The organism is Hyphococcus sp. D3-15 (assembly GCF_055809375.1).
In genome coordinates, this window is sequence record NZ_CM147910.1 from 2401471 (window position 1) to 2417639 (window position 16169).

Sequence of the window (16169 nt, forward strand, 5' to 3'; positions counted from 1 at the left end):
GGTTGACGGCAGGGTGCGCGCGGCTATATCTACGCGTTCTCCGTCAGATGGAGTACCGCCCGCCCGGCAGGGGTTTACCCCTATACGCCGTCGCGGGCCTTGTTGCTTGGAAACAGGCAGCGTGTTGAGTGCGTAAGAGGCGGGTCCGAATGGACCTTTAAAATGGTTGGCCCGGCCAAAGGAAAAGGGGCAAGAGGTAAAAGAAGGAACCAACCTGTGGCCCGTATTGCAGGCGTCAATATTCCAACGAACAAGCGCGTCACCATCGCGCTGCGTTACATCCATGGTATCGGCCCGGCGAAAGCCGCTGAGATTTGTGAAAAAGTTGGCATCGCGGCCGAACGCCGCGTCAACGAATTGTCGGACGCCGAAGTCCTGCAGATTCGTGAAACCATCGACAGCGATTATATGGTCGAAGGCGATCTGCGCCGCGACGTCGCTGTGAACATCAAGCGGTTGATGGATCAGGGCTGCTATCGCGGTCTTCGTCATCGTCGCGGCCTGCCGGTTCGCGGCCAGCGCACCCACACCAACGCCCGCACGCGCAAGGGCCCGGCCAAGCCGATCGCTGGCAAGAAGAAGTAAGGACACGGATCAATGGCCAAGCAAGCAGCCGGAGCGCGCGTTAAGCGCCGCGAACGTAAAAACATTTCAACGGGCGTCGTTCACGTAAACGCCTCGTTCAACAACACCATGATCACCATCGCCGATGAGCAGGGCAATACGATTTCCTGGTCGTCAGCAGGCGGCATGGGCTTTAAAGGCTCGCGCAAGTCGACCCCTTACGCAGCGCAGCTTGCTGCTGAAGATGCGGCGAAAAAAGCCATGGATCACGGTCTTCAGACCGTCAGCGTTTCTGTGCGCGGTCCCGGTTCCGGCCGTGAAAGCGCGCTTCGCGCCCTTCAGTCCGCTGGGCTGACCGTTACGGTCATTCATGACGTCACGCCAATCCCGCATAATGGCTGCCGTCCCCGCAAGCGCCGTCGCGTTTAATCCCGATACTGAATAAAGAGAGCGATCCACACATGGATTCAACACATATCCTCGAGAAGAACTGGCTAGAGCTGATCCGCCCTTCGAAACTCGAAGTGACGCCGGGCGCCGATCCGCAGCGTAAAGCGACGATCATCGCCCAGCCGCTTGAGCGCGGGTTCGGTTTGACGCTTGGCAACTCGCTGCGCCGGATCTTGATGTCGTCGCTGCAAGGCGCCGCCGTCACGTCGATCCAGATCGATGGCGTTGTGCACGAGTTTTCGTCGATCACCGGCGTGCGTGAAGACGTCACCGACATCGTCCTCAATGTTAAGCAGCTTGCGCTGCGCATGCATGCGGATGGTCCGAAGCGCTTGGTTCTGAAGAAATCGACGCCGGGCGTTGTTACGGCTGCCGATATTGAGGAAACCTCTGCGGTTGAAATCCTCAACAAGAACCACGTGATCTGCCATCTCGATGAAGGCGCTAACCTGCGCATCGAAATGACGGTCAACACCGGCAAGGGTTACGCCCCGGCCGAGCAGAACCGCCCGGAAGATGCGCCGATCGGCCTTATTCCTGTGGACAGCCTCTATTCACCGGTCAACCGCGTCGCCTATCGCGTCGAAAACACGCGCGAAGGTCAGGTTCTCGACTATGACAAGCTGGTCATGGAAGTCGAAACCGACGGTTCGCTGTCGCCTGATGATTCCGTCGCATACGCCGCGCGCATCATGCAGGACCAGCTGCAGATCTTCATCAATTTCGATGAGCCGACGAAAGACATGGGCGGCGACGCTCGTGAAGAGCTTCCGTTCAACCCGGCGCTGCTGCGCAAGGTCGACGAGCTCGAGCTTTCTGTCCGTTCCGCGAACTGTCTGAAGAACGACAATATCGTCTATATCGGCGATCTCATCCAGAAGACCGAAGCGGAAATGCTCCGTACGCCGAATTTCGGCCGCAAGTCTTTGAACGAGATCAAGGAAGTGCTGGCGGGCCTCGGTCTGCATCTCGGCATGGACGTGCCCGATTGGCCGCCTGAAAACATAGAAGAACTCGCGAAGAAATTTGACGAATAACAAAGTCTGACGATAGGTCAGCCTAAGGAGTAAAAGCCATGCGACACGGGATGGCGCAGAGAAAACTGAACCGCACCCACGAACACCGCAAGGCGATGTTCGCCAACATGGCTTGCGCGCTCATCAAGCACGAGCAAATCACAACGACACTGCCGAAGGCGAAAGAGCTTCGTCCGATCGTTGAGAAACTCGTCACGATGGCGAAGCATGCCGACAAGGACTCGAACCGCGCGCTGCATCTGCATCGCCTGGCCGTGTCCCGCATTCGCGACAAGACCATGACGAAGAAGCTGTTCGACACGCTTGGCCCGCGTTATGCGGAGCGTGATGGCGGCTATATTCGCATCATGAAAGCGGGCTTCCGCTATGGCGACAACGCACCGCTCGCCGTGATTGAATTCGTTGATCGCGATGAAGACGCAAAAGGTCAGGACTCAGGTCCGGTGATCGGCGTTGAGGATGACGACGAAGAATAGAAATCGCCCGCTAACCAAAGCGTTATGCGGGAAAGATTGAACAGCGAACGCGCGGGGGTGTAATCTCTCCCCGCGCGTTTTGTTTTGTCTGGAGGAGACTTTCGATGCTTCGCATGATCCTGGCGCTGGTCGGCGCTGTGCTGTTTGAAATCTCTACGGCCTGCGCCCAGCCTGCGCCCCAATCTGCGCCCCAGCCCGCACAAGAAACGACGCCGGATGCGCTAGCCGATCCGCAGCGCGAAATGGCCGGCGACACGATTTCAGGCGCGCCCCGCGCCGTGCCGCAATCCATGTCGCAAGTGAAGCTTTCCTTTGCGCCGATTGTTGAGCGCGCGGCGCCTGCGGTCGTGAATGTCTACACCAAGCGCGTGGTGCAGCAGCGCAGCCCCTTTGCCGGCGACCCGTTCTTTGAACGCTTCTTTGGCGGCGGCGGCCCGCGCGAACAGAATTCGCTCGGCTCCGGCGTTATTGTCAGCCCGGACGGCGTCATCGTCACTAACAACCATGTCATCGAAGGCATGACCGAGATCAAGGTCGTGCTCAGCGACCGCCGCGAATTCGAGGCGGAACTGGTGATGGCCGACGCGCAGACCGATCTCGCGGTGTTGCGCATTACAGCGGGCGAGCCATTGCCCTACCTGACCTTCGCCAATTCCGATTCCATCCATGTGGGCGACATCGTGCTCGCGATCGGCAATCCGTTCGGGGTCGGACAGACCGTGACCAACGGCATCATCTCGGCGCTGGCGCGCACCGCCGTTTCGATTTCCGATTATCAATTCTTCATCCAGACCGACGCCGCCATCAATCCGGGCAATTCCGGCGGCGCGTTGATCGATGTTGACGGGCGCCTGGTCGGCGTCAACTCCGCGATCTATTCGCGCTCCGGCGGTTCCAACGGCATTGGCTTTGCGATCCCGTCGCGGCTTGTGCAACAGGTGATCAAATCCGCGATTTCCGGCACGGCGCTGGTTCGCCCCTGGATCGGCGCTTCCACCAGCACTGTCACCGCCGATCTCGCCAAAGCGTTGAAACTCGACCGTCCCGCCGGGGCGATCATCGATGATGTCTGGACAAAGGGTCCGGCGGACCTTGCCGGCATCGCCCCCGGCGATGTCATCATCGAAGTCGATGGCCAGCCGGTCTATGACGAGCAAACCCTGCAATACCGGATCGGCGTCAATAATGACGGCGATGACGCAGATGTGGTTTATGTGCGCAACGGCAAAACCCGCAACGCCAAAGTGAAACTCTCCTTGCCGCCTGAGACGCCGGTTCGCGACACCCGCGCGCTGTCGGGCAATCATCCTTTAAATGGTGTGACGGTCGACAATCTTTCACCGCGCTTCAGCGAAGAACTCGGGCTCGACCCGTTGTCAAAAGGCGTCGTGGTTAGCCAGGTGGAGCCGCGCTCTTTTGCGGCGCGCCGCGGTCTGAAACCCGGGCACAAGATTATCTCCGTAAACGGAAAGGATGTTGCGACAGCAGCAGAGCTGGATCGCGAGATCAAGAAAAACGGCGACAAGCTGGGTGCTTGAGGTCGACACGGGCGGACGCATTGTGCCCTGGCGGGTGGGGCGCTAGGCGCGATATGAATGACCTCTTCAACGCGGCGGGACTTGAAAATGACGCGCCGCGGCCGCTGGCGGATCGGTTGCGTCCGACAACGCTTGGTGAAGTGGTCGGGCAGGATCATTTGCTGGCCAAAGGCGCCGCCTTGCGGCGCATGCTTGATGCGGGGCGCTTGTCCTCGATCATTCTCTGGGGCCCGCCCGGCGTTGGCAAAACAACAATAGCGCGGCTCCTCGCAGAGGACGCCAAGCTGGAATACGAACAGATTTCCGCGATTTTTTCCGGCGTCGCCGATCTGCGCAAAGTCTTCGAGCGCGCAAAGGCGCGACGCGCGGCGGGGAGGGGAACGCTGCTTTTCGTTGACGAGATCCATCGTTTCAACAAGGCGCAGCAAGACGGGTTTTTGCCTCATGTGGAGGCTGGCGTGATTACGCTGGTCGGCGCGACGACAGAAAATCCATCCTTTGAACTCAACGCAGCGCTGTTGTCCCGGGCGCAGGTCTTTACCCTGAACCGGCTTGATGATGACGCGCTGGAGCTGCTGCTGAAGCGCGCCGAGAAGGCGGAGAGCCGCGACCTTCCGTTGACGGATGATGCGCGTGCATTAATGCGCAATATGGCTGATGGCGACGGGCGCTTCATGCTCAACCTCGCCGAAGAGATTTTTCTGGAGCCGCATGACCGCGCCCTGATCGAGCCGAATGAACTCGGCGAAATCGTACAGAGACGCGCGCCGGTTTACGACAAGGGGCAGGAGTCCCACTACAATCTCGCCAGCGCGTTGCAGAAATCCATTCGCGGCTCCGATGTGGATGCAGCGCTCTATTGGGCGGCGCGCATGCTGGCGGGTGGCGAAGATCCGAAATTCATCCTGCGCCGTCTTGTCGTGGTCGCGTCAGAGGATGTGGGTAATGCCGACCCGCAGGCGCTGTCGCTCGCTATCGCCGCCAAGCAAGCCTATGAATTTCTCGGTCAACCGGAAGGCGAAATCGCTATCGGCCAGCTTGTCGCCTATCTTGCGACCGCGCCGAAGTCGAACCGCGCCTATGTCGCTTTTCACAACGCCAAGGCGGTTGCGCGCGAAACCGGTTCGCTGATGCCGCCCATGCATGCGGTCAACGCCCCGACCAAGATGATGAAGCAGCTCGGTTATCACAAGGGCTACGAATATGACCATGACGCGGATGACGGCTTTGCAGGGCTGAACTACTTTCCCGACGGCATGGAGCGTCACAAGTTTTACCAGCCCTCGCAATTTGGCTTCGACAAGGAAATCGCCAAACGTCTTGACTATTGGGACAGAAAGCGCCGGGAAAAATCCGGCGCCTGATGGAAATGTCTTTTCAATCCCTTTTGGCGTCCCCTGCCGGAGCCAAAGTGCTTGTCGCGGCGCCGGTGTTTTGTGCGCTGTTTGTCGGCGAACGCCTGTTGGCGGCGGCGCCCGCGCCAAACTCGAGAGCCCGCCTGATCCGCAATTTCGGCCTGTGGGTGATCGTATTCGCCATGTCGCCCTTGATCGTGGCGCCAATCACCGCCTTTGGAGCGAACCACCTGATCTGGACGCGTCCGGAGGATTTGCCGGGCGGCCTCACCTTGCTCCTGGTGGATATAATTCTTCTCGATCTGTGGACTTACTGGGTTCACCGCGCCTGGCACCGTGTTCCGTTGATGTGGCGTTTTCACAAGGTGCATCATTTCGATGAGTTTCTGGACACAACAAGCGCCTTCCGTTTTCATCTTGGCGAAGTGGCGATCTCCGCCGCGCTGCGCCTGATCCCGATCATGCTGCTCGCCATACCGCTTGCCCATGTAGTGTTGTTTGAGGCGGTGTTTCTCTGTGCGGTGATTTTTCATCATTCCAATCTGCGCTTGCCGGCCGGTTTTGAACGGGGCCTGTCGCGGATCATGGTGACTCCCTCAATCCATTGGGTGCATCATCACGCGGTGATGGCGGACACACATTCAAATTACGGAGCGATCTTCAGCCTCTGGGACCGGCTTTTCGCCTCCCGCAGCCGCACCGAGCGGACGCCGGAGATGAAAATCGGTCTTGAATCCATTGAAGATAAACCGCTTTTGCGGTTAATCCTGACGCCATTCATGAGGAACGGATAATGAGCAGCACAATCTGGCTGGCGGTTGCGGCCGGCGGCGCTATCGGCGCGATGGCGCGCCATGCGGTGTCGCGCTCCGCGATGCATCTTCTGGGTCCGAATTTTCCCTGGGGCACGCTGACCGTGAACATAGCGGGGTCATTCGCCATGGGGCTGATCATTGTCTGGCTGTCGCAGCGCGAACCGGCCAGCCCGGCGCTGCGCGCCTTTCTGACCGTTGGGTTGCTGGGCGCCTTTACGACTTTCTCAACCTTCTCTCTCGATGTGGTGACGCTGTATAAAGATCGGACGATGATGATCGCCGCGTCATACCTCATCGCATCTTTCATTTTGTCCGTGGGCGGTCTTCTCGCCGGACTGGCGCTAGGGCGGCAACTGACATGAGCGGCGTGCAAACACGAAAAGTTAAGTCTGACGAAGAAGGCATGCGCCTCGATCGCTGGTTCAAGGCGCATTTTCCGCAAGTCCGTCATGGTGAGTTGGAAAAATATCTGCGCAAGGGTCAGGTGCGTGTCGCCGGCGGGCGCGTGAAGGCGAGCCGGCGTCTGGAAATTGGCGAAGAAATTCGAATTCCGCCCTTGTCGGATACGCCGACGCCGGTTGCGCGCCAGCACAATCCCGCCGATGCGGAAGCCATCCGGCGTCTGATCGTTTTTGAAGACGACGCCTTTATCGCGCTGAACAAACCCTTTGGGCTGGCGGTACAGGGCGGGCCGGGCGTGAAGCAGCATATTGACGGCATGCTGGGCGCGCTTGAAAAAGACGGCGAGCGTCCGCGCCTGGTGCATCGCCTCGACAAGGATACGGGCGGGCTATTGCTGGTGGCGAAGACCCGCCAGTCGGCCCAGCGCCTCGGCGATGCGTTCAAGGGGCACGATGTCGACAAGACGTACTGGGCGCTGGTCGCCGGCGCGCCGCGTCCGCGTCAGGGAACCATCAATCTGGCGATCGCCAAGAAAATGGTCCGCATCGGCGAAGGCGAAGAAGAACGCATGGTTCCGGCTGACGGCGAAGACGCAAAACGCGCCGTCACCGACTATCAGATTATCGAAGAAGCCGGGACGGTCTCCTTCCTTGCAATGCGTCCGGTCACCGGCCGCACCCATCAGCTGCGCGTCCACGCGGCTGCAATCGAATGCCCGGTCGTCGGCGATGGAAAATATGGCGGCGAGAAAGCGCATATCGAAGGCGTGTCGCCGAAGCTTCACCTGTTCTGCCGTTCGATGACATTCCCGCATCCAAAAACCGGGCGGCGCATGACCTTATCGGCGCCCTTGCAAGGACATATGCTCGATACGTGGAAGTTTTTCGCCTTCGACAAAAATGCTGATGCGGAATGGCCGGAGGATTTGCGGAAGTGACCGAGCCGGCGCGCCCGAAAAGGTTTTACAAGGACGTAACCGTCACCCCCCATGAGGGGCGTTACGCCATCGCGCTTGACGGCCGCAAGGCCAAAACGCTGGGCCGTCATGTGTTGTCGGCTCCGACGCAAGCGCTCGCGGACTCTGTCGCTGGCGAATGGGCCGGGCAAGGCGAGCATATCGACCGCAATACAATGCCGCTTACCGGTATGTTGTCCGCCGCCCTCGATGGCGGCGTCAGCGAAGCGAAAGAATGGCGCGACGAGGTGCTCAACTATCTGGGCTCGGATCTCATTTGCTACCGCGCTGACGGACCGGAGAAACTGGTTTCCCGGCAAGCGGAAGTCTGGGACCCGTTTATTGAATTTATGCGGCGTGAATTCGGCGCCATTTTGGTCACGACATCGGGCGTAGTGGCCGTTTCTCAACCGGACGCGTCTATTGTCGCGGTGCGCAGCAGGCTTTCCAAGGAGACGCCGGAAACGTTGTTTGCGATGATGGTTGCAACCGCGATCTCCGGTTCGGCGGTGCTGGCTTTGGCGCTTTGGAACAATGCGGAGGCGGCGGAAACACTGTTTGCGGCGTCGCGCGTCGATGAATGGTTTCAGGAAGAAAGCTGGGGCGTCGATGAAGAGGCCAAAGCGCGCGAGGAACGCCTGCGCACGGATTTCCTGAAAGCCGCCGAATTCCTGGCGCTGCTGCGCGCAGACTAGTTTTCCAGCGTTTCGCCGCGATTAATCGCCCGGAACCGCATTAATTCCTCATCGGTCAGGATCGTGTCCTTATCGGCGTCCATGGAATCGAAATCGAGCAGATATTCGCGGATATATTCCTGCAGGCTCAAACTGCCCGCGGCGCCGGCCATGAACGCGAATTTTTTCATCGCAAAAGCTTCCGTTTGCACGCTTGCAGCATTCGGATCGATCTCTTCGAGAAAGGCGTCATATTCGCGCTGCCGGGCGATCTCTTTGTTCGGCGCCATGGCCTGACGCGCATCATTTTTACGCCAGCTTTCTACGAGACCGGCAAATTCCGATGAGGTCATTTTGTCGTCGCGATTTACATCCGCGATCACAAAATCAAGCTTGGCTTCTTCGAACGCTTCGGTGCGCGTCAGTGCTTCGCCGTCGAAGGATTCCTTAAGGCGCTGCACTGTGGTTACGCCTGCCTCAGTCTCCCGGTAGGGCGCGTTGCGGTCGAAGGTGACTGTGCGTTTTTCGGTTTCGATGACTTTGCCGTCGACGCTCCGGCGCAGGGTGAAAGTCTGTTTCAATTGCTGGCTGGAATTCAAAGAGTCAGCCATCGCATCCGGATCGATTTCAGCCTCGGGCGCTGTAACGCCATCCGTCGCAGTTTCATCCAAAGCCGGATCAAGGCTGACGGCGACCGGCGTTTGGGCGCTTTCATCATCTTGCAGAGCATGCGCCGGGGCGGCGGCGATCGCCGCGCTCAACCCTAACGCCAACAGGCTGGATACTGTGATTTCGAACCGGAATTTCGCCATCAAAATACTCCCTGAATTGCTCAGCCGGATGTTCATCATAACCGGTAAAAGGTCTGGAAATCCAAAAGGTTTCGCAACAAATTAAAATATTAAATCATCTTAAGGCGCTGCAAAGCCGCCGCCGCTGCAAGCACTGCTTCTTTTGCAGGCCTGAAACGCACATTCGTTAACTCAGTGACGTAGGCCGTGTCCGCTTGCGGGGACGCATTGAGGTCCGGCGTGACCGACGCAAGATTGCGGTCGACCAACGCCAGCATTCGCACCAGCCAGGTCGGCATCACCGCTGACGGAATTTTTTCGCCCGCTCCGGAAACGCTTCGCGAAGAATATCGGCGACCTCTTTCAGGGCGAGCGTATCTGCGGATGCAATCAGGCGCCGCCCGCCGGCGGCGGGCTCTTCCAGCGCCGCCACATGCAACGCGGCCACATCGCGAACATCGACAATCGGAAAGGATGCGGGCGGCAGCGCCGGGTAGGCGCCGGTCATCAATAGCTTGATCAAATCAAGTGAGGCGCCAATGTCATCGTCCAGCGGCGGCCCGAGCACCAGAGACGGATTGATCGTTGTCAGCCGGTGCTTGAACCCGCCAATCACTGCGGCGTCCCAGGCGGCGCGTTCCGCTTCGGTTTTCGATACGACATAGGGCGACAAGGCGCGCCATTTAAGATCCGTCCAGTCATTCTCGCCGACCGTCATGTCCGAAGGGCGATCCGGGCCATACATCATCGCCGCAATGGACGAGGTCATGACGATGCGGCCGGCTTTTTTGCGGCCGCTAAAACCCGCAGCGCGCCACCGCGCGCCGCCGGGGTCAGCGCATTGCGATCGCGCGGCTGCGAGGTGGGCAAGGGCGATGCGATATGCAGGACGCCGTCACACTCCCTGGCGGCGTCATCCCACCCTTCATCGGACAGCAAATCGGCCGCCACAAAGGACAGGCGGCTGATATCGCAGCCGGCTTCTTCAAGTGATTTTTTGACTTGAAACGCCTTGTTCAGGGCGCGGATGGTCCCGCGCACTTCATAACCTTTTTGCAGGAGTTGAAGCGCGGCGTGCTTGGCGACAAAGCCGCTGACGCCCGTAACAAGTATCTTGTCCGCCATGACCTGCCTCCCTAAGGGAATCAGTTCGTTAGGACAGCTATTTCACCATGAAGGCGATGCGGCGTCGAGAGTCGGCCCGAAAACCTGATGAAACGCGCGTTTCAATGCGTCATCCGCATCGTCCATGGTCACCGGCAGTCCGAGGTCCACAAGGCTCGTGACGCCAAGCCCCGGTTCGCTCACGCCGCATGGGGTGATGCCTGCGAAATGGGCGAGGTCAGGCTCCACATTCAAGGCGACGCCATGGAAGCTCACCCAGCGCCGGATGCGAACGCCGATGGCGGCGATTTTGTCTTCCCGATGCGCCTCGCCTGGCTCTGTCCGGTCAACCCAAACGCCGACCCGGTCCGGGCGCGGTTCGCCCTTCACATTGAAGGCGTCGAGCGTCTCGATAATCCAGCGCTCAAGACCATGCACATAGCTGCGCACATCCTTGCCGCGTTGTTCAAGATCGAGCATCAAATAGGCAACGCGCTGGCCGGGCCCGTGATAGGTGTATTGTCCGCCCCGTGACGATTGATGCACGGGAAAGCGGTCTGCATTCAGCAGGTCCTGCGGCTTGGCGCTGGTCCCGCCCGTATAGAGCGGCTCATGCTCCAGCAGCCAGACAAGCTCGTCCGCCTCGCCGGCGCGAATGGCCGCCGCGCGCGTTTCCATGAAGGCGACGGCGCGATCATAATCGACGCGGCCGGGCGACACGGCCCATTCCACCGGGCGGTCCCGGTAGAGCTTGTCGAGGGACGCCGCGCCGGGCGCATTTAGTCTGTCAGATGCCATTTCGTCTTTCGGACCTCGGTAACGCTGGCGATATGCGGTCTGGGGCGCCCGAGGGCAAGGGGCGCGGCGGGAGAGGGCGGCGCGCCCGGCTTTCCGGCGGGGAGGCGCAATCCGCCGGGAAACGCGCAAAAGCGGTGTTTATCGTCGCTATTTGGGCTTCACAGGGCCAAAGGCTTTTGCTATGTCGCGCCCTCCCTGCCGGGACGTGCGGTCGTGGCGGAATTGGTAGACGCGCAGCGTTGAGGTCGCTGTGGGGCAACCCGTGGAAGTTCGAGTCTTCTCGACCGCACCATTTTCTCGCCAGCTTTGGGCCCGCATCGGCCCCTTACATCTCTAAACCAGCCCTCACGCCTCAAAAGGCCATGACGACCCCGCCGCATAGCGGAGGTCGCGCTTATGTGTGTGTTTTCGGCGGAGAATGGCGCAATTCGGGGCTTCCTCCGGAAATCATCACTTTTTCATCATGGCGGCGGGCGCGACATCAGCCGTCATCCTCCGCGAAATCCGCCTGGTTCGTTCAATCCGTTTCGCAACCAGGAGACACGCCATGCACTACCTCAAAGCTCTGATTTTCGCCGCCGCCATTCTTCCCGTGACGGTCAGCCCCAGCGCCGCCGGCCCCGCAAAGGCGGACTACATTCGCGATGTCGAAGTCTCCTATTCCGATATCGACCTCGACACCGAAGCGGGGGCCCGCGAATTGCTTAGCCGTGTTGAAGCCGCCGCCTATAAAGCCTGCGGCGGGGACCCAAGACGGCATCGCAGTTACGATCTCATGCCCAAACTGACGCGCGAGACATTCGAGCACTGCCGCCAGAACGCAATAGAGGCGGCGGTTGAGCGGCTGGATGCTGTTCTGGTCACGCAGCTGCACAACAAATCCGTCAAATACGCCGCCAAGTAACCAGTTCGTTATCGCCGTAACGCTTATGAACAGTGATTGAGCTTCGAGTGAGGCCTTTTCAACCGGATGAATTCATTGGACACTACCGGAGTCGCACGCGACCGGTCGCGCGCGGCTCCGGCGGAGTCACTGTGAACGACATGAGTGAGAAGGCTCGCTTAATCGAGGCGGAAGAGATCGATCTCGGCAGCGAGACGCCGTTTACCGCTGGCGCGACGCGGGTGCATCCCGCCGCCCTTGAAATCGAATATGGCGGCGCCTCGCATTCGCTGGAACCCAGAGTGATGAAGGTGCTTGTTGCATTGCATCGCGCTGGCGGCGCGCCCCTGTCTCGCGATGCGTTGATCGCGCAATGCTGGGGCGGGCGGATTGTCACCGAAAGCGCGCTGAACAGATGCGTTTCGCAATTGCGCAAAGCGTTGAACGGCGCTTCCGGCGTCACGCTCGAAACCATTCCGAAGGTCGGATACCGGTTGAAGGCGATGGAGGCGCAGGCGCATCGCGCGGAAGGCGAAGCCGCCGCCGCTGCGCCCTCCAGAAAAATTACAATCAGCAGAGGCGTTTTTGCACTGTGCGCGGGCTTCCTGGTGATCGTTGCGGCGGCGTTGGTGCTCAGCATGCGCACACCGCCCGCGGTTGACTGGGCTGCTGTCGATTATCGGCCGCTGACGACGACGCGCGACATCGAAACCTTTCCAGCGATTTCGCCTGATGGCGCGCGCATCGTCTATACGGCGCAGGCCGAGCCCGGCGCCGGCGGCGATCTCTTTTTGCGCGCGGTTTCGGGCGGCGTTCCGGTGCGCCTGACCTCAGGTCCCGGAAACGATCACGCCGCCGCATGGTCGCAGTCAGGCGACCGCATCGCCTTTATCCGCAAATCCGGCCAGGAGCCTTGCGCCATCATTGTTACGCCGATCCCCGGCGGTGCGGAGCGCATCGTTGCGCGATGCGAGTATGTCGGCTCCACCGCCGTTACATGGCTCGACCAGCGCACCTTGGCGATTTCAGATAGTCCGGGGCCTGACGAGCTGCCCCGCCTTCGCGCCGTGGATATCGAAACAGGGGCGCTGCGCGATCTGACGACGCCTGTTCCCGGCACATTTGGAGATTTTAATCCGCAGGCCTCGCGCGATGGCGACTTGATTGTTTTCCGTCGGACCTACATGCCCGGCGGCGATGATCTGATCCTGCTCGATCTCAAGACGGGAGAACAACGTGCGCTGGTCGAAGACGGCTGGAAGACGCAGGGCTATGTCTGGTCGGCAGATGGCGAGCATGTGTTCTTTTCGTCTAACCGCGATGGCGGGTTTGGCCTGTGGTCGATCAACGCCCGTCGCCCCGGCGCGCCGCAAAGAGTGAGCCTCGGTCTCGGCGCCTTCACCTTCACGCATATGTCTATCGACCAGAATAACCGGCTCGCCATCGAGGCGCCGCGGGGCGGCGTCAATCTCGCCGCGATGACCGGCGACGGCGTTCTGACGGATTATACCGAAGGCAGCGGCTATGACTGGGGCGGGCAGGCGGCGCCGGATGGATCTATCGCCTTTATGTCGACGCGAAGCGGCTCGCCGGAAATGTGGCTCATCGAGAATGGCGGCCCTTCGGTCAGGCTGACCGATTTCGGCGCGAGCTACATCACGAGTTGCGTCTGGTCGCGAGACAGCCGCTACATTGCTTTCACCGCGATCCGTGATCGCCGCGCCGAACTCTATGTGGTCGCCCGCGACGGCTCGCAATTGCGCGCCGTCACTTCTGACGGCATCGACAAGATAGACCCCGTCTTTTCGCCCTCCGGGGATACGGTGTTCTATGTTGAGCGCGGACCAACCGGGCAACGCCTGATGCAAGTCAGTCTCGACGACCTTGCCGCACCGGCGCCGGTTCAGGGCGGCGAGAACGTACGGGCGCTGCGCGGCGGGCCGGACGGCAGGCTTTTCACACTGCGCAACAACGCGCTGGTGATCGATGCCATGGACGGTGAGCCGCTCCCCCATGCCGAACTTGAAGAAGCCGATCTATGGACGGTTGGCGGGGCTGGAATTTTCGTCATTCGCGGCTTGTATGACCGCGCCCCGACAATGTGGCTGCACCCATGGGAGGGGCCGGCGCGCATGGTTTCTGACTTGCCGGTAGATGCCTCATGGCTCGGCGCGGGCCCCGATGGCGGCGCCATGTTCTCTCGCGGGCAGGGCCAGGAAGTCGATATTGGACTGCTGCAGCTGCGCAGTTAACCAAAAGCACCCCGATTCATTCGTCCCGCGCCCCATAGGACGCGGCGTTCCCGCGAAATCCGTGAAAATCCTTAATCTGGCGCGAAGGATGCAACGCCCGGCCCATGGAGGCAGGACGCATCATCATCGCCGGGATTTCCTTCGCCGTCGCCGGGCTCGGCGCGGTTGGCGATGTCGTGTTTACGCGCCCCGGCCCCTGCGCCGCACAGGAAACCTATCTCCTCGCCAGCAATAGCGCCGCCTTGATCCGCGTCGAAGCGGAGGAGGAAGGCGTGATCGTCTACCGCCAGCAAGAACGCCACGGCTGGGCGAGCAAGCGGCTGCTTCAGCGTTTCGACCTCCGTCTCGATGAGATGGGCGCAACCATCATCAATTCAGGCCAGTTCTGCAGGGGTACGCAATGAAAATGCTCGCCTTCGTCATTTCCATCGGGGTTCTTTACTGGGCCATGTCGAGTTACGCACAGACCCGTCTTGCGGGCGTGGAGCCTTGCCCGGAGCTTGCAAACATCACCTCCATCGGCGCGAACCACAGCGCGGAGGCGGGCGAGGCTGGCGAAACCGGCGAGCCAAATGGCGGTTTCCAGCTCGTGCAGATGGCTGCGGCGGATGCCGGTGACCAGGGCCACTGCACGCGCTGAACATCGCCCCCTGACGCGGGGTTTCCCCTGCGCCGGAAAACGCTCTAGAAGGCTCTCCCGTAGCAGCCTTTTTCCGGTCCCCCATGCGTCTTTCCCGATTTTATCTGCCCCTTTTGAAAGAAACCCCGTCCGACGCCCAGATTGTGTCGCACCGCCTGATGTTGCGCGCCGGCATGATCCGGCAGGAAGGCGCAGGCATTTACGCCTGGCTGCCGCTTGGTTTTCGGGTGTTGAAGAAGATCGAACAGATCGTTCGCGAGGAGCAAGACCGCGCCGGCGCTGTCGAGATGCTGATGCCGACCATTCAGCCCGCCGATTTGTGGCGTGAAAGCGGTCGCTATGACGCCTATGGCAAGGAGATGCTGCGCATCACCGACCGGGCGGACCGTGAAATGCTTTACGGGCCCACCAATGAAGAGATGATCACCGAGATCTTTCGCGCCGGCGTGCGGTCCTACAAAGACCTGCCGAAAATGCTCTACCATATTCAATGGAAGTTTCGCGACGAGATCCGTCCGCGTTTCGGCATTATGCGCGGCCGCGAGTTCCTGATGAAGGACGCCTATTCGTTCGACATCGACGATGCGAGCGCCCGGCGCAGCTATAACAGAATGTTCGTCGCCTATTTGCGCACTTTCGCAAGGATGGGTTTGAAATCGATTCCGATGCGTGCGGACACCGGCCCCATCGGCGGCGACCTCTCTCACGAATTCATTGTGCTCGCCGATACAGGCGAGAGCGCCGTGTTCTGTGATCGCGGCCTGGTTGAGCTGGAGACGCCGTCAAAAACCATAGACTTCGACGGCGACCTTCAACCCGTCATTGATCAGTTCACCTCGCTTTATGCAGCGACCGACGAAATGCATGATGAGGGCGAGTTCGACAAACAGGTGCCCGCCGACAAACGCATTTCCGCGCGCGGCATCGAAGTCGGGCATATCTTTTTCTTTGGCGAGAAATACTCAAAGCCCATGAAGGCGGTTGTCGCCGGTCCTGATGGCGGCGAGTTGAATGTCCAGATGGGGTCTTACGGCGTTGGCGTGTCGCGGTTGCTGGGCGCGCTGATTGAGGCCCATCATGATGATGCGGGCTGCAAATGGCCGATCGCCGTCGCGCCTTTCCATGTGGGGCTGATCAATATGCGCAGCGGCGACGAGGCTTGCGACGCGGCATGCGAAAAAATCTACGCCGAGCTGGAAGCAGCGGGCGTCGAGGTGCTCTATGACGACACGCCGGCGCGCGGCGGCGAGAAATTCGCGCGCATGGACCTGATCGGCCTGCCTTATCAGATCACAATCGGTCCGCGCGGGCTTGAAGCCGGCGAAGCGGAAATCAAATGCCGCGCCGATGGTGAAAAATCATCGCTGAAGATCGAGCAAGCCGCGCAAGAGATCGCAAAAAAGGTTAAGGCCGAACTCGAATACGCGTAAGAAGC

18 protein-coding genes, 1 tRNA gene and 1 pseudogene are annotated in these 16169 nt (G+C 60.2%); 16 read left to right on the forward strand and 4 right to left on the reverse strand.

Annotation, left to right across the window (positions count from 1 at the left end; translation table 11 throughout):
* Window positions 1–216: 216 nt before the first annotated feature.
* The 10 genes from rpsM to AC0L8G_RS11910 all read left to right on the forward strand — a co-directional run bounded on the left by rpsM (window position 217) and on the right by AC0L8G_RS11910 (window position 8287).
* Window positions 217–585 (forward strand): 30S ribosomal protein S13, encoded by a 369-nt coding sequence (rpsM, locus tag AC0L8G_RS11865; protein ID WP_473384404.1) that lies wholly within the window; start codon window positions 217–219, stop codon window positions 583–585.
* A 12-nt stretch (window positions 586–597) separates the two neighbouring features.
* On the forward strand, window positions 598–993 hold the full coding sequence (rpsK, locus tag AC0L8G_RS11870; RefSeq protein ID WP_473384405.1) for a 30S ribosomal protein S11: 396 nt from the start codon (window positions 598–600) through the stop codon (window positions 991–993).
* 47 nt (window positions 994–1040) lie between these two features.
* On the forward strand, window positions 1041–2051 hold the full coding sequence (locus AC0L8G_RS11875) for a DNA-directed RNA polymerase subunit alpha (protein WP_473388860.1): 1011 nt from the start codon (window positions 1041–1043) through the stop codon (window positions 2049–2051).
* Between the two features lie 38 nt (window positions 2052–2089).
* A complete protein-coding gene (gene rplQ, locus AC0L8G_RS11880) occupies window positions 2090–2527 on the forward strand; it encodes a 50S ribosomal protein L17 (RefSeq protein WP_473384406.1) in 438 nt (145 codons plus the stop codon).
* A 104-nt stretch (window positions 2528–2631) separates the two neighbouring features.
* On the forward strand, window positions 2632–4065 hold the full coding sequence (locus AC0L8G_RS11885; protein WP_473384407.1) for a Do family serine endopeptidase: 1434 nt from the start codon (window positions 2632–2634) through the stop codon (window positions 4063–4065).
* Window positions 4066–4118: 53 nt separating this feature from the next.
* The gene (locus AC0L8G_RS11890; RefSeq protein ID WP_473384408.1) at window positions 4119–5429 is read left to right on the forward strand and encodes a replication-associated recombination protein A; all 1311 of its coding nucleotides are present in this window, start codon (window positions 4119–4121) and stop codon (window positions 5427–5429) included.
* Window positions 5430–5434: 5 nt separating this feature from the next.
* Window positions 5435–6214, forward strand: a complete 780-nt coding sequence (locus AC0L8G_RS11895; protein WP_473384409.1) for a sterol desaturase family protein — start codon at window positions 5435–5437, stop codon at window positions 6212–6214.
* Window positions 6214–6597 (forward strand): fluoride efflux transporter CrcB, encoded by a 384-nt coding sequence (crcB, locus tag AC0L8G_RS11900; RefSeq protein WP_473384410.1) that lies wholly within the window; start codon window positions 6214–6216, stop codon window positions 6595–6597. Before AC0L8G_RS11895 ends, crcB begins: the two co-directional genes overlap by 1 nt.
* Window positions 6594–7574 (forward strand): RluA family pseudouridine synthase, encoded by a 981-nt coding sequence (locus AC0L8G_RS11905; RefSeq protein WP_473384411.1) that lies wholly within the window; start codon window positions 6594–6596, stop codon window positions 7572–7574. Before crcB ends, AC0L8G_RS11905 begins: the two co-directional genes overlap by 4 nt.
* Window positions 7550–8287 carry an ATP12 family chaperone protein gene (locus tag AC0L8G_RS11910; protein WP_473384412.1) on the forward strand — a complete coding sequence of 246 codons (738 nt, stop codon included), beginning with the start codon at window positions 7550–7552 and terminating at the stop codon, window positions 8285–8287. The genes AC0L8G_RS11905 and AC0L8G_RS11910 overlap by 25 nt, the downstream gene beginning before the upstream one ends.
* On the opposite strand, the gene AC0L8G_RS11915 is transcribed toward AC0L8G_RS11910, so the two are convergent.
* From AC0L8G_RS11915 to lipB, 4 genes and pseudogenes are all read right to left on the reverse strand, one after another.
* Window positions 8284–9078 (reverse strand): hypothetical protein, encoded by a 795-nt coding sequence (locus AC0L8G_RS11915; RefSeq protein ID WP_473384413.1) that lies wholly within the window; start codon window positions 9076–9078, stop codon window positions 8284–8286. The genes AC0L8G_RS11910 and AC0L8G_RS11915 overlap by 4 nt on opposite strands.
* An 89-nt stretch (window positions 9079–9167) precedes the next feature.
* Window positions 9168–9356 (reverse strand): hypothetical protein, encoded by a 189-nt coding sequence (locus AC0L8G_RS11920; protein ID WP_473384414.1) that lies wholly within the window; start codon window positions 9354–9356, stop codon window positions 9168–9170.
* Window positions 9356–10182: pseudogene (locus tag AC0L8G_RS11925) on the reverse strand (NAD-dependent epimerase/dehydratase family protein). Before AC0L8G_RS11925 ends, AC0L8G_RS11920 begins: the two are co-directional and overlap by 1 nt.
* Before the next feature lie 42 nt (window positions 10183–10224).
* On the reverse strand, window positions 10225–10959 hold the full coding sequence (gene lipB, locus AC0L8G_RS11930; protein ID WP_473384415.1) for a lipoyl(octanoyl) transferase LipB: 735 nt from the start codon (window positions 10957–10959) through the stop codon (window positions 10225–10227).
* A 207-nt stretch (window positions 10960–11166) separates the two neighbouring features.
* On the opposite strand from lipB, the gene AC0L8G_RS11935 reads away from it, so the two are divergent.
* The 6 genes from AC0L8G_RS11935 to proS all read left to right on the forward strand — a co-directional run bounded on the left by AC0L8G_RS11935 (window position 11167) and on the right by proS (window position 16164).
* Window positions 11167–11251 (forward strand) — tRNA-Leu (locus tag AC0L8G_RS11935).
* A 255-nt stretch (window positions 11252–11506) separates the two neighbouring features.
* Window positions 11507–11863, forward strand: coding sequence for a UrcA family protein (locus AC0L8G_RS11940; protein WP_473384416.1), 357 nt, complete (start codon window positions 11507–11509; stop codon window positions 11861–11863).
* Between the two features lie 140 nt (window positions 11864–12003).
* A complete protein-coding gene (locus tag AC0L8G_RS11945; RefSeq protein WP_473384417.1) occupies window positions 12004–14094 on the forward strand; it encodes a winged helix-turn-helix domain-containing protein in 2091 nt (696 codons plus the stop codon).
* 104 nt (window positions 14095–14198) lie between these two features.
* Window positions 14199–14498 carry a hypothetical protein gene (locus tag AC0L8G_RS11950; protein ID WP_473384418.1) on the forward strand — a complete coding sequence of 100 codons (300 nt, stop codon included), beginning with the start codon at window positions 14199–14201 and terminating at the stop codon, window positions 14496–14498.
* The gene (locus AC0L8G_RS11955) at window positions 14495–14734 is read left to right on the forward strand and encodes a hypothetical protein (protein ID WP_473384419.1); all 240 of its coding nucleotides are present in this window, start codon (window positions 14495–14497) and stop codon (window positions 14732–14734) included. Before AC0L8G_RS11950 ends, AC0L8G_RS11955 begins: the two co-directional genes overlap by 4 nt.
* Before the next feature lie 83 nt (window positions 14735–14817).
* Window positions 14818–16164 carry a proline--tRNA ligase gene (proS, locus tag AC0L8G_RS11960; protein ID WP_473384420.1) on the forward strand — a complete coding sequence of 449 codons (1347 nt, stop codon included), beginning with the start codon at window positions 14818–14820 and terminating at the stop codon, window positions 16162–16164.
* The last annotated feature ends 5 nt before the right edge of the window (window positions 16165–16169 follow it).